At 50.4% G+C, this 16,674-nt stretch carries 13 protein-coding genes and 1 pseudogene; 12 read left to right on the forward strand and 2 right to left on the reverse strand.

The features are described from left to right. The 8 genes and pseudogenes from ACPV3A_RS36805 to cydC all read left to right on the forward strand — a co-directional run. Positions 1-288, forward strand: a pseudogene (locus tag ACPV3A_RS36805) (shikimate kinase); the annotation flags it as partial. A gap of 162 nt (positions 289-450) precedes the next feature. Continuing rightward, positions 451-1,197: a phospholipase D-like domain-containing protein gene (locus tag ACPV3A_RS36810; RefSeq protein ID WP_426204815.1), complete on the forward strand. Its 747-nt coding sequence runs from the start codon at positions 451-453 to the stop codon at positions 1,195-1,197. A gap of 433 nt (positions 1,198-1,630) precedes the next feature. Further along, a complete protein-coding gene (locus tag ACPV3A_RS36815) occupies positions 1,631-2,845 on the forward strand; it encodes a TraB/GumN family protein (protein WP_426204817.1) in 1,215 nt (404 codons plus the stop codon). A 367-nt stretch (positions 2,846-3,212) separates the two neighbouring features. Continuing rightward, positions 3,213-4,214, forward strand: a complete 1,002-nt coding sequence (locus ACPV3A_RS36820; protein WP_426204818.1) for a LacI family DNA-binding transcriptional regulator — start codon at positions 3,213-3,215, stop codon at positions 4,212-4,214. A 383-nt stretch (positions 4,215-4,597) separates the two neighbouring features. Next, entirely contained in the window at positions 4,598-5,956 is a 1,359-nt protein-coding gene (locus tag ACPV3A_RS36825) for a cytochrome ubiquinol oxidase subunit I (RefSeq protein WP_426204820.1), read from the forward strand. Next, positions 5,953-6,969 (forward strand): cytochrome d ubiquinol oxidase subunit II, encoded by a 1,017-nt coding sequence (locus tag ACPV3A_RS36830; protein ID WP_426204822.1) that lies wholly within the window; start codon positions 5,953-5,955, stop codon positions 6,967-6,969. Before ACPV3A_RS36825 ends, ACPV3A_RS36830 begins: the two co-directional genes overlap by 4 nt. A 66-nt stretch (positions 6,970-7,035) precedes the next feature. Next, positions 7,036-8,856 carry a thiol reductant ABC exporter subunit CydD gene (gene cydD / locus ACPV3A_RS36835; RefSeq protein WP_426204824.1) on the forward strand — a complete coding sequence of 607 codons (1,821 nt, stop codon included), beginning with the start codon at positions 7,036-7,038 and terminating at the stop codon, positions 8,854-8,856. Then, positions 8,853-10,577 (forward strand): thiol reductant ABC exporter subunit CydC, encoded by a 1,725-nt coding sequence (gene cydC / locus ACPV3A_RS36840; protein WP_426204826.1) that lies wholly within the window; start codon positions 8,853-8,855, stop codon positions 10,575-10,577. Before cydD ends, cydC begins: the two co-directional genes overlap by 4 nt. Positions 10,578-10,686: 109 nt before the next feature. Here the strand turns inward: cydC and ACPV3A_RS36845 are convergent, their stop codons facing one another. After that, positions 10,687-11,454, reverse strand: coding sequence for a sulfite exporter TauE/SafE family protein (locus ACPV3A_RS36845; protein ID WP_426204828.1), 768 nt, complete (start codon positions 11,452-11,454; stop codon positions 10,687-10,689). Beyond that, on the reverse strand, positions 11,454-12,929 hold the full coding sequence (locus ACPV3A_RS36850; protein WP_426204829.1) for a carboxylesterase/lipase family protein: 1,476 nt from the start codon (positions 12,927-12,929) through the stop codon (positions 11,454-11,456). The genes ACPV3A_RS36845 and ACPV3A_RS36850 overlap by 1 nt, the downstream gene beginning before the upstream one ends. 125 nt (positions 12,930-13,054) lie before the next feature. Here ACPV3A_RS36850 and ACPV3A_RS36855 point away from each other — a divergent pair, with 125 nt between their 5' ends. From ACPV3A_RS36855 to ACPV3A_RS36870, 4 genes are all read left to right on the forward strand, one after another. Then, positions 13,055-13,963 carry a LysR family transcriptional regulator gene (locus ACPV3A_RS36855; protein ID WP_426204831.1) on the forward strand — a complete coding sequence of 303 codons (909 nt, stop codon included), beginning with the start codon at positions 13,055-13,057 and terminating at the stop codon, positions 13,961-13,963. 61 nt (positions 13,964-14,024) lie between these two features. Beyond that, on the forward strand, positions 14,025-14,954 hold the full coding sequence (locus tag ACPV3A_RS36860) for an AraC family transcriptional regulator (RefSeq protein ID WP_426204833.1): 930 nt from the start codon (positions 14,025-14,027) through the stop codon (positions 14,952-14,954). After that, positions 14,917-15,663 (forward strand): phytanoyl-CoA dioxygenase family protein, encoded by a 747-nt coding sequence (locus ACPV3A_RS36865; protein WP_426204835.1) that lies wholly within the window; start codon positions 14,917-14,919, stop codon positions 15,661-15,663. Before ACPV3A_RS36860 ends, ACPV3A_RS36865 begins: the two co-directional genes overlap by 38 nt. Positions 15,664-15,692: 29 nt before the next feature. Continuing rightward, positions 15,693-16,493, forward strand: coding sequence for a sugar phosphate isomerase/epimerase family protein (locus ACPV3A_RS36870; protein WP_426204837.1), 801 nt, complete (start codon positions 15,693-15,695; stop codon positions 16,491-16,493). Positions 16,494-16,674 lie beyond the last annotated feature (181 nt).

Raw genomic sequence — 16,674 nt, forward strand, 5'->3', positions numbered from 1 at the left:
GAAGTTTGTCAGATATTCGAATCAAAGGGCGGGATAGTTTGTTTTGTTGAACTAGAAGCAGACTTGGAAATTAGACTAGAGCGTAACAAAAATCCTCACAGACTTAAACACAAACCTACTAAAAGGAATATCGATTTCTCTGAACGTGATCTTATAAATAAGATGGCAACTAATAGGTTGAATTCTCATGTTGGTGAAATCAAAAGGGAGAATTACATTAAAATAAATAATTCAGCCTTAAGTCCAGAGGAAGTCGCGAATATCATTAAACAAAGATTTGAATTATAGATAACTACCGAGTGATTATTAAGCTAACGGGAAACGATAGTTGAATAAGATAAGGAGGCAACCGTTCGATTCGATCGGTTGCTTTTTCTTTAAGCTAATGGGCAGTTTTGATCAAAGATTTGTGTTAAAATATAACAAGTCAGATAAAGAAAAGGGGACAATATGGACGAACAAATATTTTTGAAAACAATGATAGAGACAGTGAAATATGATGATGCATATAAAAATAAAGATGAACTACTTGGTATTTTAAGACACTCCATGATCAAGTATCGTAAAACAAGTGATTACACGAAGGTCTCTAATCAACGTAAGGAGTTTTTAGATTTAAGAGTACCAGTTCCTATGTTTAAAATGGCAAAAATGTTAAAAAATGAATTTGAAAAGTTAGCGGCAATAGTATATATAGAAACGCCAGAATATTCATTTTGGGGATTAAATATAAAGCCAAAACCTGTTGAACTTGATAATGTAGATACTATTGAACACGATGCTGTCTTTGATGATATAAAAGATACAATCATTCAAGGTATTCGAAATGCAAAATATACGATTTGGATTGCTGTAGCATGGTTTACTGATATTGAGATATATGAAGAGTTAATATTAAGAAAAAAAGCTGGTGTTCAAATTCGAATTATTACTTCAGATGAAGAGACAAATAGATTCTTGATGACTAGATTGGAAAGTGATTTTGAAACTGTGAAGGTTCCATTAGCAGGTAAAAATAGACTTCATGATAAATTCTGTATAATTGATTTTGAGTTTGTAATGCATGGTTCATATAATTGGAGTAAAAATGCTAGAAATAATGATGAGACTTTAGCTACTGCACTTGACCGAGACTTTGTAAGGAAATTTGCAGATGAATTTATGAGGTTATATGTAGAAAACAAAATCTTAAACTAACGTAACACGACAGGTCAATATAACCTTTTGAAGGCAGCCAGTTCTTTTTGTCGGTTACCTTTTCTATAAATACAGCAATATAATGTTATTCTCATTAGAAAACATGGTAATTACAGAAAGTCTCAATGGTAGATAATGAAAATCTCAGTAGTAGCTATAAAATTGCTTCTTATCAGCGTTTTAAAGTCTCATTTGTAGATATTACTCACAGATAAGATTCTGCGCTAAAGGATGCCATGCAAGAAGGATTAATGGGAGCAGTTGCCGTGATCGCTGTAGCAGGCTTATGGGCTGCTGGTGCAAAGAAGTAGAAGATATAGGGGGGCGCCATACCGACAGCGGTATGGCGAACATAACCCCATAAAATAAATAGCAAGGTGCACGGCTATTCTGAATCGCACCCGATTACACCAACATAAAGGAGATTACATAAATGAAAAATTGGAAAAAAATGATATTGTCCCTCACGATTTCGGTAGGTTTGCTTGCTTCGGCAGTGCCTGCCATGGCTGCTCCACAGCAGCCAGCAGTAAAAGTGGATAACGAAGTGGTTAAATACTCGCTTGGCACACCGGTTATTGATAAGGGCACAACGCTCGTTCCGCTCAGAACAACGCTCCAGGCGATGGATGTGAAACTGACGGATGCTGCAGATGACACGATCCGCGTGGTTGTGGACGGCAAAACCATTACGCTGAAAAGCAAACTGAAACGAATCAATGGCGTAACGTATGCGCCAATTCGGGTTGTTGGGGACGCTGCGGGTTATAAGGTTAGCTGGGATGCGAAAACACGCACCGTTGTGCTGGTTTCCAAAGTAACGGAGGTCGCTCAAACAGGTGGCCGCGGCTTCATGTGGGAAGTGGAGAGCAACGGGAATACCGTTTATCTGGTAGGCTCCATGCACATCGCGGATGACAGCTTTTACCCGCTACGTCCGGAGTTTGAGGAAGCCTTTGCCGAAGCGGACTATCTCGGTGTCGAGGTTGATGTCAGCAAAGCAGCTGACAAAGCTCAGCAGCAGCTGATCATGGATATGGGGATGTATAAAGATGGAACAACGCTCAAGGATCATGTGTCCAGCGAGACGTACGCCAAACTCGGCAAAATCCTGACGGAGAGCGGCATGCAGCCGAATGCCTTAGATGCATTCAAGCCTTGGGTAGCGGAATCCACGATCAGCAGCTTGAAAGCAGTGAAAGCTGGATACGAAGCCGCGGCAGGAATCGATCTGTATTTCGTTCAGAAAGCGATCGAGCGCAAAATTCCGGTCATCGAGCTGGAATCTTACGAATTGCAGCTGGGCATGTTTAACGGCTTCTCCAAAGAGTTGCAGGAGAAGAATCTCAACATCGTCTTGGACAATTTCGATGTACTGGATGACAGTGTCGAGCAATTAGGTGATATGTGGAAGTCGGGCAATGATGAGGAGCTGCTGGAGTTCACCAACAGTATGGCCGTTGACGAGGAATACAATAAAGCGATGCTGATTGACCGAAACGTCGGAATGGCCGAGAAAATCGACGGATACCTGAAAAACGGCAAAAATGAAGAGTACTTCATCGTGGTTGGCGCAGCCCACTATCTGGGTGAGCATGGCATCGTGAAGCTGCTGCAGGATAAAGGCTATACGGTCGTTCGCAAATAGATAGCCGCAGGGTTGTGGTCTTCGGGGAAATGCAAACCTTCCAATAATCGTCATTCGATCATTGGAAGGTTTTTTAATTGTAAAACAGGGAGCATGCCGAATCTGTATCTATGCCCATCGTAGAGGGCGCGGGCCATTGTTTAAAGGAATAAAGTATAAGAAGGAGTTGTAGATGGCGCTGTCAAAAAGTGATGCCGACGACTCAGTAAAAAGTCATGGAAATTATCAAACGTTAATGCAATCTATCGCACCGTCCCGAAAGGGGCGGTGCTTTTGTTATATTAGCTTCGCGGCCAGGCTCCGTACATGTATACTAGTGTTAAGTCAATGTAAACGTACGGAAAATATGTCGCAAGGAGTATAAACAATGAAGGTTAGTATATTTGACGTAGCAAAAAAATCAGGACTGTCCGTCGTGACGGTTTCACGTGTCTTAAACGGTGCCGAATCCGTTCGGGAGAAGAACAGACTAAAGGTTCTGGAAGCCATCAAGGAGCTTGATTACCGTCCCAATGCCGCTGCTCGGAGTTTAGCACGGGGTAAGACAGGAATCGTTGGGTTAATCGTAACTACCCTTCAGGACTCTTTCTTCGACGCTGTGGTCAAGGAGCTGAATGAGGTGCTGGCACTGCACGGTTATTTCCTGGCCATTTCGGTCTCTACGGGTATAGGCTCCGACGAGGCCCATTATTTGATTCAGGAAGACCGCGTGGACGGACTGATACTGCTCTCGCCGCTAGAAGAAGACAACTATATCGTGGAAATGAAACGCCGAAATATCCCTTATGTCCTGATAGACAACCAGAAGCCGGATAATGACGCTTATTCCGTCACCATAGACAACTACAAAGGCGGCTATAACGCAACGAAGCACCTGCTCGATCTCGGCCATACCTCCATTGCGCATATCAGCGGGCAGGATATGTTCCGCAGCACGAGAGAACGTCGCAGCGGCTTTTTGCAGGCGCTTGAGGAAAAGTGCCTGGCACCGTTCGAAATGATTAAGGGCGATTTCGAAATCGACTTTGGCTATGATGTCTGCCGCAAATGGCTGCGGGAAGGACGACTTCCTACCGCCGTATTCGCAGGCGACGACAATATCGCGCTCGGGGTCCTGAACGCTCTTTTGGAAGAAGGCATCCGGGTCCCGGAACAGGTAGCCATTGTCGGTTATGACGATCAGTATATCTCATCCAAGCTGCGCCCCCATTTGACAACGGTCCGGCAGCCTGCTGACCGGATTGGGCTTGCCGCAGCGGATATGCTGCTGAAGCGCATGGATGGAACGATGGAACGCGGGGGCAATGTTCGAATTGACCCTGAGCTCATCGTGAGAGACTCTACGGTTAGACCTGCAAGACACGCCTGAATAAACAGCAATACATCCTTATATAGGAATAACGAAGAGTGCCTGGTCCCCGAATTAACGGGGACTTTTCTTTTGTATCGACTGTATAAATAGATGAGCATGAATGGTTGACGACGACAATAATGCATTCGCAAGCCGTAGTCCCGCTTACGCCCCAGCAGCTTCAAATACCATACATCGGTTAATAGAACAATGACTCGATGGAGTGATTTTCTTGATTTTCACCGAGTTGTCGGAAAGATTCGATTGTTTATTGAACGAGAGGCTTTCGTGATTCATTTGTGATATTCCTTCGTTATAATAACGTTTAAATATCGGGTATGTACTTATTAGGGTTAATCCCGACAAACGAATGAACAGGGTTTGAAAGGAGGCAGGATCTCGTGGTTATAGATACGGTGCTGTGGAGCAAATGGCTGACGGGGCTAACCTTGGCGTTTCATGTCATTTTTGCCACGGTCGGCGTCGGTGTTCCGTTAATGATTGCCATTGCCGAATTCGTTGGTATACGTAAGAAGGATCCCCATTACATGCTCATGGCCAAAAGGTGGACGAGAGGATTCGTTATTTCGGTGGCGGTTGGCGTGGTGACTGGAACAGCGATTTCCCTGCTGCTTGCGCTTGTATGGCCGAACTTTATGCAAGTGGCGGGAAATGTCATCGCGCTCCCGTTATTTATGGAGGTTTTTGCATTCTTTTTTGAAGCCATATTCCTGGGGATTTATATGTACACCTGGGATCGGTTCCGCAATCCGTATACTCATTGGCTGCTGACGATTCCGATTGTTGCCGGGGCAGGCATGTCCGCAATTTTTATTACGACGGTGAACGGATTCATGAATCAGCCTGGAGGCTTTGTCATGGAGGCAGGCCACTTTACGGCGGTTAACCCGCTGCAAGCGATGATGAATACGGCGACGCCTTCAAAAGTATTCCATGTACTAACCTCGGCCTATTTAACGGGCGCTGCCCTGCTGGCGGGTATCGCAGCCTACGTTATTCTGAGAAAAGGGGCCTCGGCATATTACAAAAAAGCATTGAAACTTATGATGGGGGTTGTTCTGGTGTTCAGCATGCTGACAACCTTAGCCGGGGATATGTCGGCCAAGTTTCTGGCAGAGCATCAACCAGAGAAGCTGGCCGCTGCAGAATGGCATTTTGAAACGGAAAGCGGTGCGGATTTAATATTATTGGGCTGGCTTAATGCGGAGCAGAAGGTCATGGGAGCCATTCATATTCCGAAAGCGCTCAGCTTCCTGGCCTTTGGAGACTTTGATGCCGAGGTAAAAGGGCTGGAGGAGTTTCCGCTGGATGAAAGGCCGCCGCTGCTTGTCCACTATTTGTTTGATTTCATGGCCGGGATCGGTTTTGTTCTGTTGGCCGTTGCGGTCCTGTATTTCCTGTTTTTGTTCTGGAATAGACGCAATGAGCTCAACAAGTGGCTGCTTCGGGCCATTGTTTTTAGTGCGCCCCTTGCATTTTTGGGCGTTGAAATGGGCTGGTTCTATGCGGAGCTCGGGCGGCAGCCGTGGATAATCCGCGGATATATGCGCGTAGAGGAGGCAGCTACGACTTCACCGAATGTGAGGATTCTCTTTTTCCTCTTCCTGCTGCTGTATATTGCGCTGGGGACCATGTGTGTCTTTGTACTGAGACGGTTGTTCCGTAATAAACCGGCGGAAGCCGAGCTGGACGAGATTGTGAAAGAGAAACGCTCCACGGGAAAGGGTGAGCCGGTATGATCGATTACGAGTTGATAGGCATCTCCGTCCTTTGGCTGTTTTTATACGGTTATTTAATTATAGCCTCCATTGATTTCGGCGCTGGTTTTTTTGCCTTTTATGCCCGTCTGACGAAGCAGGACCACCTGATCAATCGATTGATATCCCGTTATTTATCGCCGGTCTGGGAAATTACCAATGTGTTTTTTGTCTTTTTCTTTATCGGCATCGTCGGGTTTTTCCCGGACACGGCCTATTATTATGGTTCTGCGCTGCTTATACCGGGAAGCATCGCCATTATTCTGCTGGCGATCCGCGGCTCCTTTTACGCGTTTGAAAATTACGGCTCCAAAGAAAACATCGTGTATCTGTTTTTATACGGGGCCACAGGTTTGCTGATTCCGGCTTCCTTGTCGGTCGCATTAACGCTTTCCGAAGGCGGTTTTATTGTGGATAGAGGCGGGGCTGTTTCTTTGGAATATTGGACGCTCATAACCAGTCCGTTGTCGTGGAGCATCGTTGCATTGGCCATCGTATCGGTGCTGTTCATAAGCGGATCGTTCCTGGCCTTCTACGCCTCCCGGGCGGACGATCAGCCAGCGCTAAAGCTGGTGCGCACATATGCACTGTTTTGGAGTACGCCCACCATTATTGCCGCGCTCACGGCATTTATTTTCCTCAGTCAGCATAATGAGCGGCATTATCAAAACATGATGGATTTATGGTGGCTGCTGGCGCTTTCCGTCGGTTTTTTCATGGCAGCCATATGGCTGCTCTACAAAGGACGCCGCTACGGACTGGCTTTTATTTGTGTCATGCTGCAATTTTTCTGTGCATTTTTTGCATACGGCATCGGGCAGTATCCTTATATTCTGGATCCTTACATTACCATTCAGAGCGGGGCCACGCATGAGTCGATGGGCGCTGCGCTTGTGGCAGCCTTTATCGGCGGCCTATGCCTGCTGATTCCGTCCCTTATACTGGTCTTCAGGCTCTTTCTGTTTGATGCGGATTATGTAAAAGGCAAAAAATAATCGGGGCTTGGGTATCTTCATGTAGGGGTGCTTGCATCGGTTTAGTGAAAAGGAGGGGAGTTTATTTTGAAGGGGAAAACCAGTCTGTTATCCCAGCAAATGTCCGCACAAAGGAAACGGCTGATACTCTTGGGGTTCATGTCGCTTGCGCTCGGTGCTGCCATGACAGGCCAGGCCGCACTGCTCGCCGAAGCGGTTCAGCGGATTTTTGTGCAGCGGGCTTCCTTTTCGTCGGTAGCTGCCATACTTGGCGCATTGCTGGCCGTGATGGCTGCGCGGACGCTGCTGTCTTATGGAAACGGGGTCATCGGCTTGAACATGGCTGCCAGCGCCAAGACGGAGATGCGAGCAGCGGTGCTGCGTAGGCTGGCTAACGCTTCCGTAGCTTCAACGCTTCGTGGACAAACGGGCGGAAAAGTCAGTGTAGCACTGGATGCCGTGGACGAGGCGGACAGTTATTTCAGCCAATATATGCCGCGTATGATAGAAGCCGCCATCATTCCTCTCCTGATTCTGGTGGTTGTTTTTACGGAGCATATGAACTCCGGCTTGATTATGCTGCTTACCGCTCCCTTTATCCCGATATTTATGGTGCTTGTGGGTCTGAAAACGAAGAACAAATCAGAGGAGAAATTCGCACAGCTGGCCGAGTTTTCCGGTACGTTTCTCGACTCTCTTCAAGGGCTGGTTTCGCTCAAGCTGTTTGGACGAACGAATCATCAGCAGCAGGAAATTGAACGCAGCAGCCTTGGCTACCGGGATGCAACGATGGGCATTTTACGGATTGCGTTTACCAACACCTTCATGCTGGAATCCATCGTCATGCTTAGCATTGGCGTTGTCGCGCTTGAGCTGGCGCTGCAGCTGCTGGTTTTCAAGTCGCTTTCCTTCCACACCGCCTTTTTGATCCTGCTGCTGGTGCCCGAGTTTTACAGCCTGTTAAAAAACACCGGAACTGCCTTTCACAGCGGTCGTACCAGCATGGGGGCTGTCCGAAAAGTAGAGGAGATGCTTACGGAAACAAGGGAAGCAGGAGCAGTGACAGATGGGCAAGAGGAGGCCGGGAAAAAGGACAGAACACACCAGGTCGATCCGATGGATATGGCGGATAAGTCTGGGACAGCCGATTTGGGTTTGATTCGGATGCCGCCAACCATCGAACTGAGGGATGTCCGGTTTCGGTATGCAACGGATTCGTTCGAGCTTGCTGCCGGCTCCATGTCGTTTGGGCCAGGGGAGCAAATCGCCATCGTCGGTAAAAGCGGATCCGGCAAAACCACTATGCTGCATCTCATGGCCGGGCTGCTTGCGCCAACGTCGGGAGAAGTGCTGGTGAATGGACGTCCGCTCACAAAATACGATGAAGCTTCATGGTTTGAACATGTGAGCTACATTACCCAGCATCCGTATATTTTTGCCGGCACGTTTGCCGACAATATTACGATTGGCGCCGGTAGGGACGTCACCAGGGAAGAAGTCGTGCAGGCGGCGGAGGCCGCCGGACTTGCTGCGGTTGCAGCCGCGTTGGAGCAGGGCTATGACACCTTTGTCGGCGAAGGGGGCCGGGGATTGTCAGGCGGAGAGAAGCAAAGGCTGGCGCTGGCCCGCGCTTTTTTGAAGCGGCCTTCTGTTATATTGTTTGATGAGCCCACCGTCGGATTGGACCTGCACACCGAACGTGTTCTGCAGCGGTCCATTGCCGAGCTTGCAAGCAAGGCGACCATGATTACTGTGGCGCACCGCTTGTACACGATACGGCATGCCGATCGGATATTGTTTATGGACAACGGAGAGCTGCTGGACAGCGGGCGCCACGATGAGCTGCTAGCGCGTCTGCCCCAATATGCTGACCTGGTGGATGCGCAGCGGAAAGGGGGACTCGCATGAATGAGCTGGCTATTTTAACCAAGGCGATGATTCAGGAACGGAAGGATATTGCCATCGCCATCCTCGGAGGATTCGTTGCCGGCATTGCAGGTGTATGCCTTTTTGCTGCAAGCGGGTATGTGATCTCCCAGACTGTATTTGCTCCGCCGCTTTATACCTTGATTGTGCTGACGTCTCTGGTAAAAATACTGGGTCTGCTGCGGGCGGCAAGCCGCTACGCGGAACGCTTGTATTCCCATCGGGCGACATTCTCTCTGCTCAGCCGTTTGCGGACATCCTTTTTTGCCAAGCTGGTTCCTTTGACGCCGGGGATATTGGGTAAAAAGCGGAGCGGAGAGCTGCTCGCACGGATCGTTGGGGATGTGGAGAGTTTACAGCATTACTTTTTGCGCGTCGCCTATCCGCCTGTCATTGTTGTTATGGTGTTTCTGGCTACGGTTTTGTTTACGTCCGCCTTTTCATTCTGGATTGCCTGTTTGTTTGTGCTCGGGATGCTGGCAACGGCTTTTGTGGTTCCCGGACTTGTTCTCCTTGGACAGAGAAGGATACATGGCCGCGTGCGCCAAGAACGAGCGGCGCTTTCCACAGAAGTGACCGAGCTGCTATACGGATTCCGCGATTTGAAAGTATACGGGCAAATGAATAAGCGGGAGCGGCAGCTGCAGCGTGCCTCCGCCGCATTGGCAGCGGAACAGCAAACGGCAGCCCGGCATCTGCTGTGCGGGCAATCGCTGCATGTTTTTGTAACATATCTGATTTCGTGGGGCGTACTGATTCTTGGCGCCTATTTAATTATGGATGGCTCGCTTGCCGGCGTATTTCTAGCCATGCTGGTCATGGCTTCGCTTACGGTGTTTGAAGAAGCTGCGCCAATGGCCACATTGCCTGCTTATAAGCTGGATAGCGAACATGCGGCAGCTCGGCTTGCGGAAACGGTTCACGCCGCAGATAAGCTGCCGCCGCAGCCAAGCGGTGTCCTGCCTATCGAGAAAGCCGTTTCCATTGAGCTGAGCGGTGTTTCCTTTCAATATGAAGATGAATGGCGCCCAGCGCTGAAAGACATATCCCTCTACTTACCACCGGGATCTAAAACCGCCATTGTCGGTCCGAGCGGATCAGGGAAAACAACCCTCATCGAATTGCTGCTCAAGCTGCGCACGCCGACAGACGGCCAGATTCGTTTAAATGATACTTCGGTTATGGAACTGGATGAAGCGAGCATTTGGCAAGCCTCAAAGGTTGTGCTGCAGCATAGTCATTTCTTTCGGGGCACCATTCGGGACAACCTGCTGCTGAACGAGGAACATCGTTCCGATCAAGCGTTGTCGGATATACTGGATAAAGTGCAGCTGCCGAACAAGTCCCTGGACGATAGGGTGTATGAAAAGGGGGAGAACTTGTCGGAGGGAGAGAAGCAGCGCTTAGCCTTGGCCCGGGCGATGCTCCGAGAAGGACGGTTATGGCTGCTGGACGAACCGACGTCTTCGCTGGATTACGTTACGGAGCAGCGTGTTTTTCGGCATCTGCTGGCGCAAGCGGTTAACGATACGCTTGTTCTGATTTGCCATCGGTTGACCGGCTTGGAAGAGATGGACCGGATTCTGGTCATGGACCATGGCAGGGTTATTGAAGCGGGCACGTATTCAGAGCTGATGGAGCAGCAGGGATATTTTTATGAAATGAAACAAATTGAGCTGCAAATGATCGGCGAAGACGGATAAAACGAATGTGTTCGCTGGAAACGCTCGTCAGGTCATGAATGGGGGATTGCGCAGCAATTCACTTAGAGATCAAGTTTGCTTATCAACTCCCCGACGGGTCGGGCAAACTCTACAGCAATAGAATGGCGGCACCCATCATTGGGGTGAGGACCATGCAGGTTTTCAGCCAGACAACGGGTACCCGCTTCGTAAACTTTGCCCCCACATACGAGCCGGACATCGTACCGATCACAACAGCGGTGAGCAGTTGAACATCCAGGTACCCGATCGAGAAGTACCCGGCTCCTCCTGCCAGTGCGATTGGCATAATGACCAGCATGGTCGTGCCGGCGGCAATACGCATCGACATGCCGAGGATCAGCATAAGCCCTAACTGGATGAACGGGGTGGAGCCGATTCCGAACAGCCCCGATAAGGCGCCGGTGATGAGTCCGATTAGCAGCGCCTGCAGCCAGTATCGGAAGTCATGGACGACGGGTGGCACCGGGTTCCCGGAAGCCTCCGTGCGACGTGAGACGTACAGCATCCTGAACCATAAGGCTAGTCCAGAGGCGAACAGCATACCGGATGTCATGAAGCCCAGCTTATCCTCGGGAATAAGCGAGGACCAGCCCGAGCTGACCCATGCCCCTGCCGCACCGGCCAAGCCGACGACGCCCCCTGTCTTCAGTGCCATGTTCCCTTCTCGGTAATGGCTGACAGAACCGGAAAGAGACGAGAAGAACATCGCCGCCAGTGCGGTACCCAGCGCGGTATGAATGGGATAACCGAATACGACGGTTAGGATGGATATAATGAAACCTGAGCCCCCTGCGCCCACAAAACCGAGAAGGAGTCCGAGCAGCACCATAGCGAGGGCAATATCGACCAACTGCATCAGACTATCCTCCAAACCTGATGAGGAACGCTGATCCCGGCCGGAACCGGCAGGTCATCGCGAACGCAGCAAATCTTGTCCAGAACCATGGTGGCGTGCCCGCTTCCATAGACGGGCCAAGCCGGCAGCGCATGGATATTCGGATCTCCGCTTTGTATAAATGCAACCCATGCTTCCCTCATGGCGTTTGCCAGTGCATAACTCTCAGCTGCTACGGCATATGGATCCTCATTGCTGGGCATTTCGGACATAGGATTGTGGGGTAACGCCGCATGGATGAGACTGCCTTCATAACCGTGTATCGCGCCGAGTGTGCCGCCGCATTGAAGCCGATACATCCATACCGATGTTCCGGATGATGCCACGGCTTCTGCGAACTGCATCGCTCCAATCGTATATAGATGCTCGGTTAGCGCTTTGTTCCAAGCATCACACGATGACATCGATTGGTTATAACGACCATAAGCATCCCACACGACAGCGGCATTCGCTCCGAAGAATCGTTCGAGCGTCTCGAAAGCCGGTGATTGGAGCACGGGATCATCCTGAATGAAGATGGCTGCTTCATCCTCGTTCGTGCCGATCAGCAGCGGTGGCAGACCGATGCTGCCGGTTAGGCTCGCCAGGGGATCTACGGGGATAACATGGCCATCGGATACCGGGCCGAACATATGCAGGCTGCGCGAGGTATCGGAGCCGATCGCCGATTGCGCTTCGATTATTTTCTCCGTAGGAAGTTCAAGCAGCTGATGCGCTTGCGCTTGAGATAATCCCAGCTCTTCTAGCAGCCGGAGAGTCGTGACATTGGCGGTTTGGCAATCCCGTATCGACTGCGTTGCGCCGCTTTGGGCTATAGCCCGGTGAAATAAGCCCTGTGCCGCTTCCATCACGTAAAGTGCGGCCGTGCATTTAGCCCCGGCAGAATTGCCGATGACGGTTACGCGCGACGGGTCCCCGCCGAAAGCGGTAATATTCAACTGAACCCATTGGAGGGCGGCCGCAATATCCAGCATGCCATTGTTACCGGAGGTTGCATATTCTTTGCCCAGCAGGTCTCCCAAATACAAGAAACCTAATGCGCCGAGCCGATAATTGATCGATACGTAGACGATTCCATCCTCGGCTGCATAGCGAAATCCGTCGCACTCCGCTCCATTGCCCGATATGAATCCCCCGCCATGGATATAGACCATGACAGGCTTTAACTTATCGCCTGCGGCTGGTGTCCACACATTCAAGTTTAGGCAATCTTCGGACTGTACAAGCTCCGGCATGCCGCTTTGCGGATTATGCTTCTGCGGTGCGATAGGTCCGAATGGCTTGCACTGCCTCACGCCCGGCCAGGGTTGCGGAGGGAGCGGAGGCTTGAATCTGCGCTTGCCGACTGGCGGGGTCGCATAGGGGATGCCCCTGAATACATACGCACCGTTTAAATTTTCGCCTTCAACTGTTCCTGATAATGTCTGTACGATCAAGTCGATCGTCTCCTATCCTTACAAGATGAGATTATTATATCTTGTTTGTTTAATGAGCCCTAATATATATTAGATTATATTAATTATAACTTGGGAGTTATGTATTGTAGAAAGTGGGGATCAGTATGGAACTGTTGCAATTAAAATATTTTCAGACTGCCGCCCGAATGCAGCATATGACAAAGGCAGCCCATAGCCTGCATATATCACAGCCGGCATTAAGCAAAATGATCGCGTCGCTTGAAGCCGAGCTGGGAACCAAGCTGTTCGAACGGGAGCATAAAACGATACGGCTGAACGAGCACGGCAAGCTGTTTCTTCGCCAAGTGGATATCGCGCTGCAAGCTCTGGAAGACGGAAAGCTGCAGCTGCAGGATGCTAATGGCTGCGTCTCCGCCGTTATCACGCTTGATGTTCGCGTCTCCTCACATTTACTGCCGGATCTACTGGCCGATTTTCGCAAAGAATGGCCGCATGCAGAGTTTCAATTGCAGCAGCATGTTTCGTCATTCGAAGATATGCCGAGCTTCGATCTGTGCCTATCCGATGGCGCAACACCACCAAAGGGAACCGCGTCGGTCTGCTTGCTCGAAGAGGAGATCGTGGTTGCCGTTCCCGCCGAGCACCCGCTCGCGGATCGGAACCATGTCAGCTTGCAGGAGCTCAAGGAAGAGAGCTTCATTACCCTGCCTCCGGGTAAATCGCTGCGGGAAACAACCGATGCGTTCTGCCGTCTTGCCGGGTTTACTCCCCGTATCCGATTCGAGAGCGATGATCCCGCCACCGTCCGCGGTCTCATTCGAGCAGGTCAGGGCGTCGCCTTCCTGCCGGTGGTGACATGGGGCGGGTCAACCGGACCTGATGTCGTCCAGCTCCGGCTCGAAGAAAGCTGGTGCAAACGCTCCATCTCCTTGTCTTGGCCCAAGGACCGATACCTCATGCATACGGCGGTGCTGTTTCGGGATTTTGCCATTCGGTACTTTGCTCGGCTGGCCGAATCGCACCGGCAGGACATCGCTCGGAGCGGATTCTAGCCTGATCAGCTTATCAGTGAGGAAGTTAATGTGAATTCGAAAGCGAAAAGGAGCGTCTCAAGTGGAAACCAAGCAGCCTCCCAGGCTAACCAATGAAGAGTACCGATTACAGCCCCACGCGCCTGTTCAAGTATTTCACGGCGTTCATCCGGGGAGAATCCAGCTGCACTGGCATGAATTTTACGAGCTGAGTTATGTGGTTTCCGGAAAAGGCGAGCACAGGCTCAACGGTTCCTCGTATCCGCTCTCTTCCGGGACCATCTTCTTGCTGACGCCAGCCGATTTTCATGAGCTGGTTTCCTTGGAAGAGGAACCACTTGAAATATATAATCTCATCTTCACCGAAGCTATGATGGATGATAACGTCTACCATTGGTTATTCGGCGGGAAACTTCTGCTGCAAGCACAGCTTGAGGAGAAGCGGCTCCCGGGGGTGTTCGCCGACTATGAACGGATGAAGGAGGAGAACGGAGTCTGGCGGGAAGGCAGCGAGATCGCGATCCGGGCTACGCTTCAGCGGCTGTTGGTGGATCTGTATCGTGGCAGCGCCGCAAATCGCCTCCTGCCCGCGAACGGGACGAGAGATCGGCAGCTCAACTTAAACCTGCAAAGGGCCCTAATCTATATTCATCATCATTTCCGTGAGGATTTGAGATTGGAAGATGCAGCTAGCCAGGCCCAATACTCGGCTACTTATTTCAGCGAGTGCTTCTCAAAATCCGTGGGGCAGTCTTTTCAACGTTATCTGCAAAACGTCAGAATGCAATTCGCCGAATCGCTGCTTCAGGCATCCTCGCTGCCCGTTACCGAAATTTGTTACGCTTCCGGCTTTAATACATTGGGGCATTTTGAAAGGTTGTTTCGTCAGCGAAAGGGAATGTCCCCCCGCCAGTACCGCAACAAGGCAGAGAAAGCCGAAGATATGCAGCATTTATCCTTGACTGGAGGTTATGATGATGACAACGCAAGCCCTTTCGCAGCAGGAGGTTGAGTTTTATAAGGAACATGGGTACTACCTGTACAAGAAGCCGCTCTTTAGTACCGAAAAAATGCAGGTTCTGACATCCATCTTTGAAGAGCAGCTGGAGGAGAAGGGCAGCAAATTATCCGACGAGCTGGATACGCCGCATTTCCGTGACGAAAGGCTGCTCGACTTTCTGTTATCCGATGAGGTACTGGATCTGGTTGAACCGATCATCGGCCCGAATATCGGGTTGTGGTCCAGCCACTTTATCTGTAAAGATCCGCATGTGGGACGTGCAACGCCATGGCATGAAGATTCGGCCTACTGGAACGGCAGATTAAGCAGCTTCGACAAGATTATCACCGTATGGCTGGCGATCGACCGCAGCTGGAAGGAAAACGGATGCATGCGTGTCATTCCGGGTACGCACGATAGTGGTTTCTCGGATTATGAGGAAGTAGATCGGGCAAGCAATTTATTCGACACCCAAATCAAGAGCGGTTCCGTCGATGAGTCTCAAGCGGTTTACTTCGAGTTGGAAGCGGGAGAATGCTCGCTTCACGATTCGCGGATCATTCATGGCGCTGAGCCGAATACTAGCCCGTACCGTCGCTGCGGCTACACCATGCGGTATTTCTCGACGGAAGCGCTGGTCTATCCGGATAAGAACCCGGGCTTTAAAGTGTGGCTGGCCCGAGGTAAGAACATAGCCGGAACGAAATTCGTCAACGAATAATCTGAAGGGGAAAAAGGAGCGTTCGCGAATTGAATATTCAGCTGTATAAAGCCCTATGGGGCATGGAAGGAAGCTACAGGGACCAATTGACGCGGGCTGCACAGGCCGGTTACACGGGGATTGAAGCCCCGCTGCCTCCTCGGGAATTGGAACATGAATTCAAAGACCTGCTTGCTGAGCTGCAGCTTCACTATATTGCCCAGGTGGTCACTTCCGTTCCCCATCAAGAAACCTTCGCCGAGCAGGTACGCCGGGCTGCCGATTTCGATCCGAAACTGATCGTGTCCCATAGTGCTCGGGATGGCATGAAGATAGAGGACCAGTTGGAGTTTTTCGAAGCCGCGTTGAAGATTGAGCAAGAGGTCGGCATTACCATCGGCCATGAAACCCACCGATCGCGGGCGATGTTCACACCATGGACGACACGCACCCTGCTTGAGGAGTTCCCGGAGCTGAGCATTACGGCTGACTTCAGCCACTGGTGCTGTGTGACGGAGTCCATGCTGGAGGACTATGCGGAAGACATGGAAGTCGCTATTCGCCGCTCCGTCCATATTCACGCCCGCGTAGGTTACGCTCAGGGCCCGCAGGTTCCCCATCCCGGAGCGCCCGAATATAGCCGGGAACTGGCCGCATTTGAAACGTGGTGGAATCGAATTGTCCAATACCGGAGGGAGCAAGGGTTTGGCTATACCAGCATGACGCCTGAATTCGGTCCTGCCAATTCCGGTTACATGCATACGCTGCCCTTCACAGAAGCTCCCGTTACTGATCTGTGGGGCGTAAACGAGTGGATGGCCAAGCGGATTTCGGAACGGATGACACCATAAAAAAGAAACGAAAACAAGCCGGACCATGAAGGTGAACTGCACCCCAATTGTTAGACACATCTAACAGTTGGAGGTGCAGTTGTTTTATGACTAAATTTACTAAGGATAGCAAATTGGCATTAATTCAAGGGTATGACTCTGATCTTCTATCTCAGACCGAATACGCAAATCAAATGGGCGT

Source organism: Paenibacillus sp. Dod16 (genome assembly GCF_049893405.1).
Classification (GTDB): domain Bacteria; phylum Bacillota; class Bacilli; order Paenibacillales; family Paenibacillaceae; genus Paenibacillus_AQ.

Coding starts and splice junctions, on each gene's coding strand:
- ACPV3A_RS36810 (WP_426204815.1), top strand. CDS start 451: ATGGACGAACAAATATTTTTGAAAACAATGATAGAGACAGTGAAATAT.
- ACPV3A_RS36815 (WP_426204817.1), top strand. CDS start 1,631: ATGAAAAATTGGAAAAAAATGATATTGTCCCTCACGATTTCGGTAGGT.
- ACPV3A_RS36820 (WP_426204818.1), top strand. CDS start 3,213: ATGAAGGTTAGTATATTTGACGTAGCAAAAAAATCAGGACTGTCCGTC.
- ACPV3A_RS36830 (WP_426204822.1), top strand. CDS start 5,953: ATGATCGATTACGAGTTGATAGGCATCTCCGTCCTTTGGCTGTTTTTA.
- cydC (WP_426204826.1), top strand. CDS start 8,853: ATGAATGAGCTGGCTATTTTAACCAAGGCGATGATTCAGGAACGGAAG.
- ACPV3A_RS36845 (WP_426204828.1), bottom strand. CDS start 11,454: ATGCAGTTGGTCGATATTGCCCTCGCTATGGTGCTGCTCGGACTCCTT.
- ACPV3A_RS36855 (WP_426204831.1), top strand. CDS start 13,055: ATGGAACTGTTGCAATTAAAATATTTTCAGACTGCCGCCCGAATGCAG.
- ACPV3A_RS36865 (WP_426204835.1), top strand. CDS start 14,917: ATGATGACAACGCAAGCCCTTTCGCAGCAGGAGGTTGAGTTTTATAAG.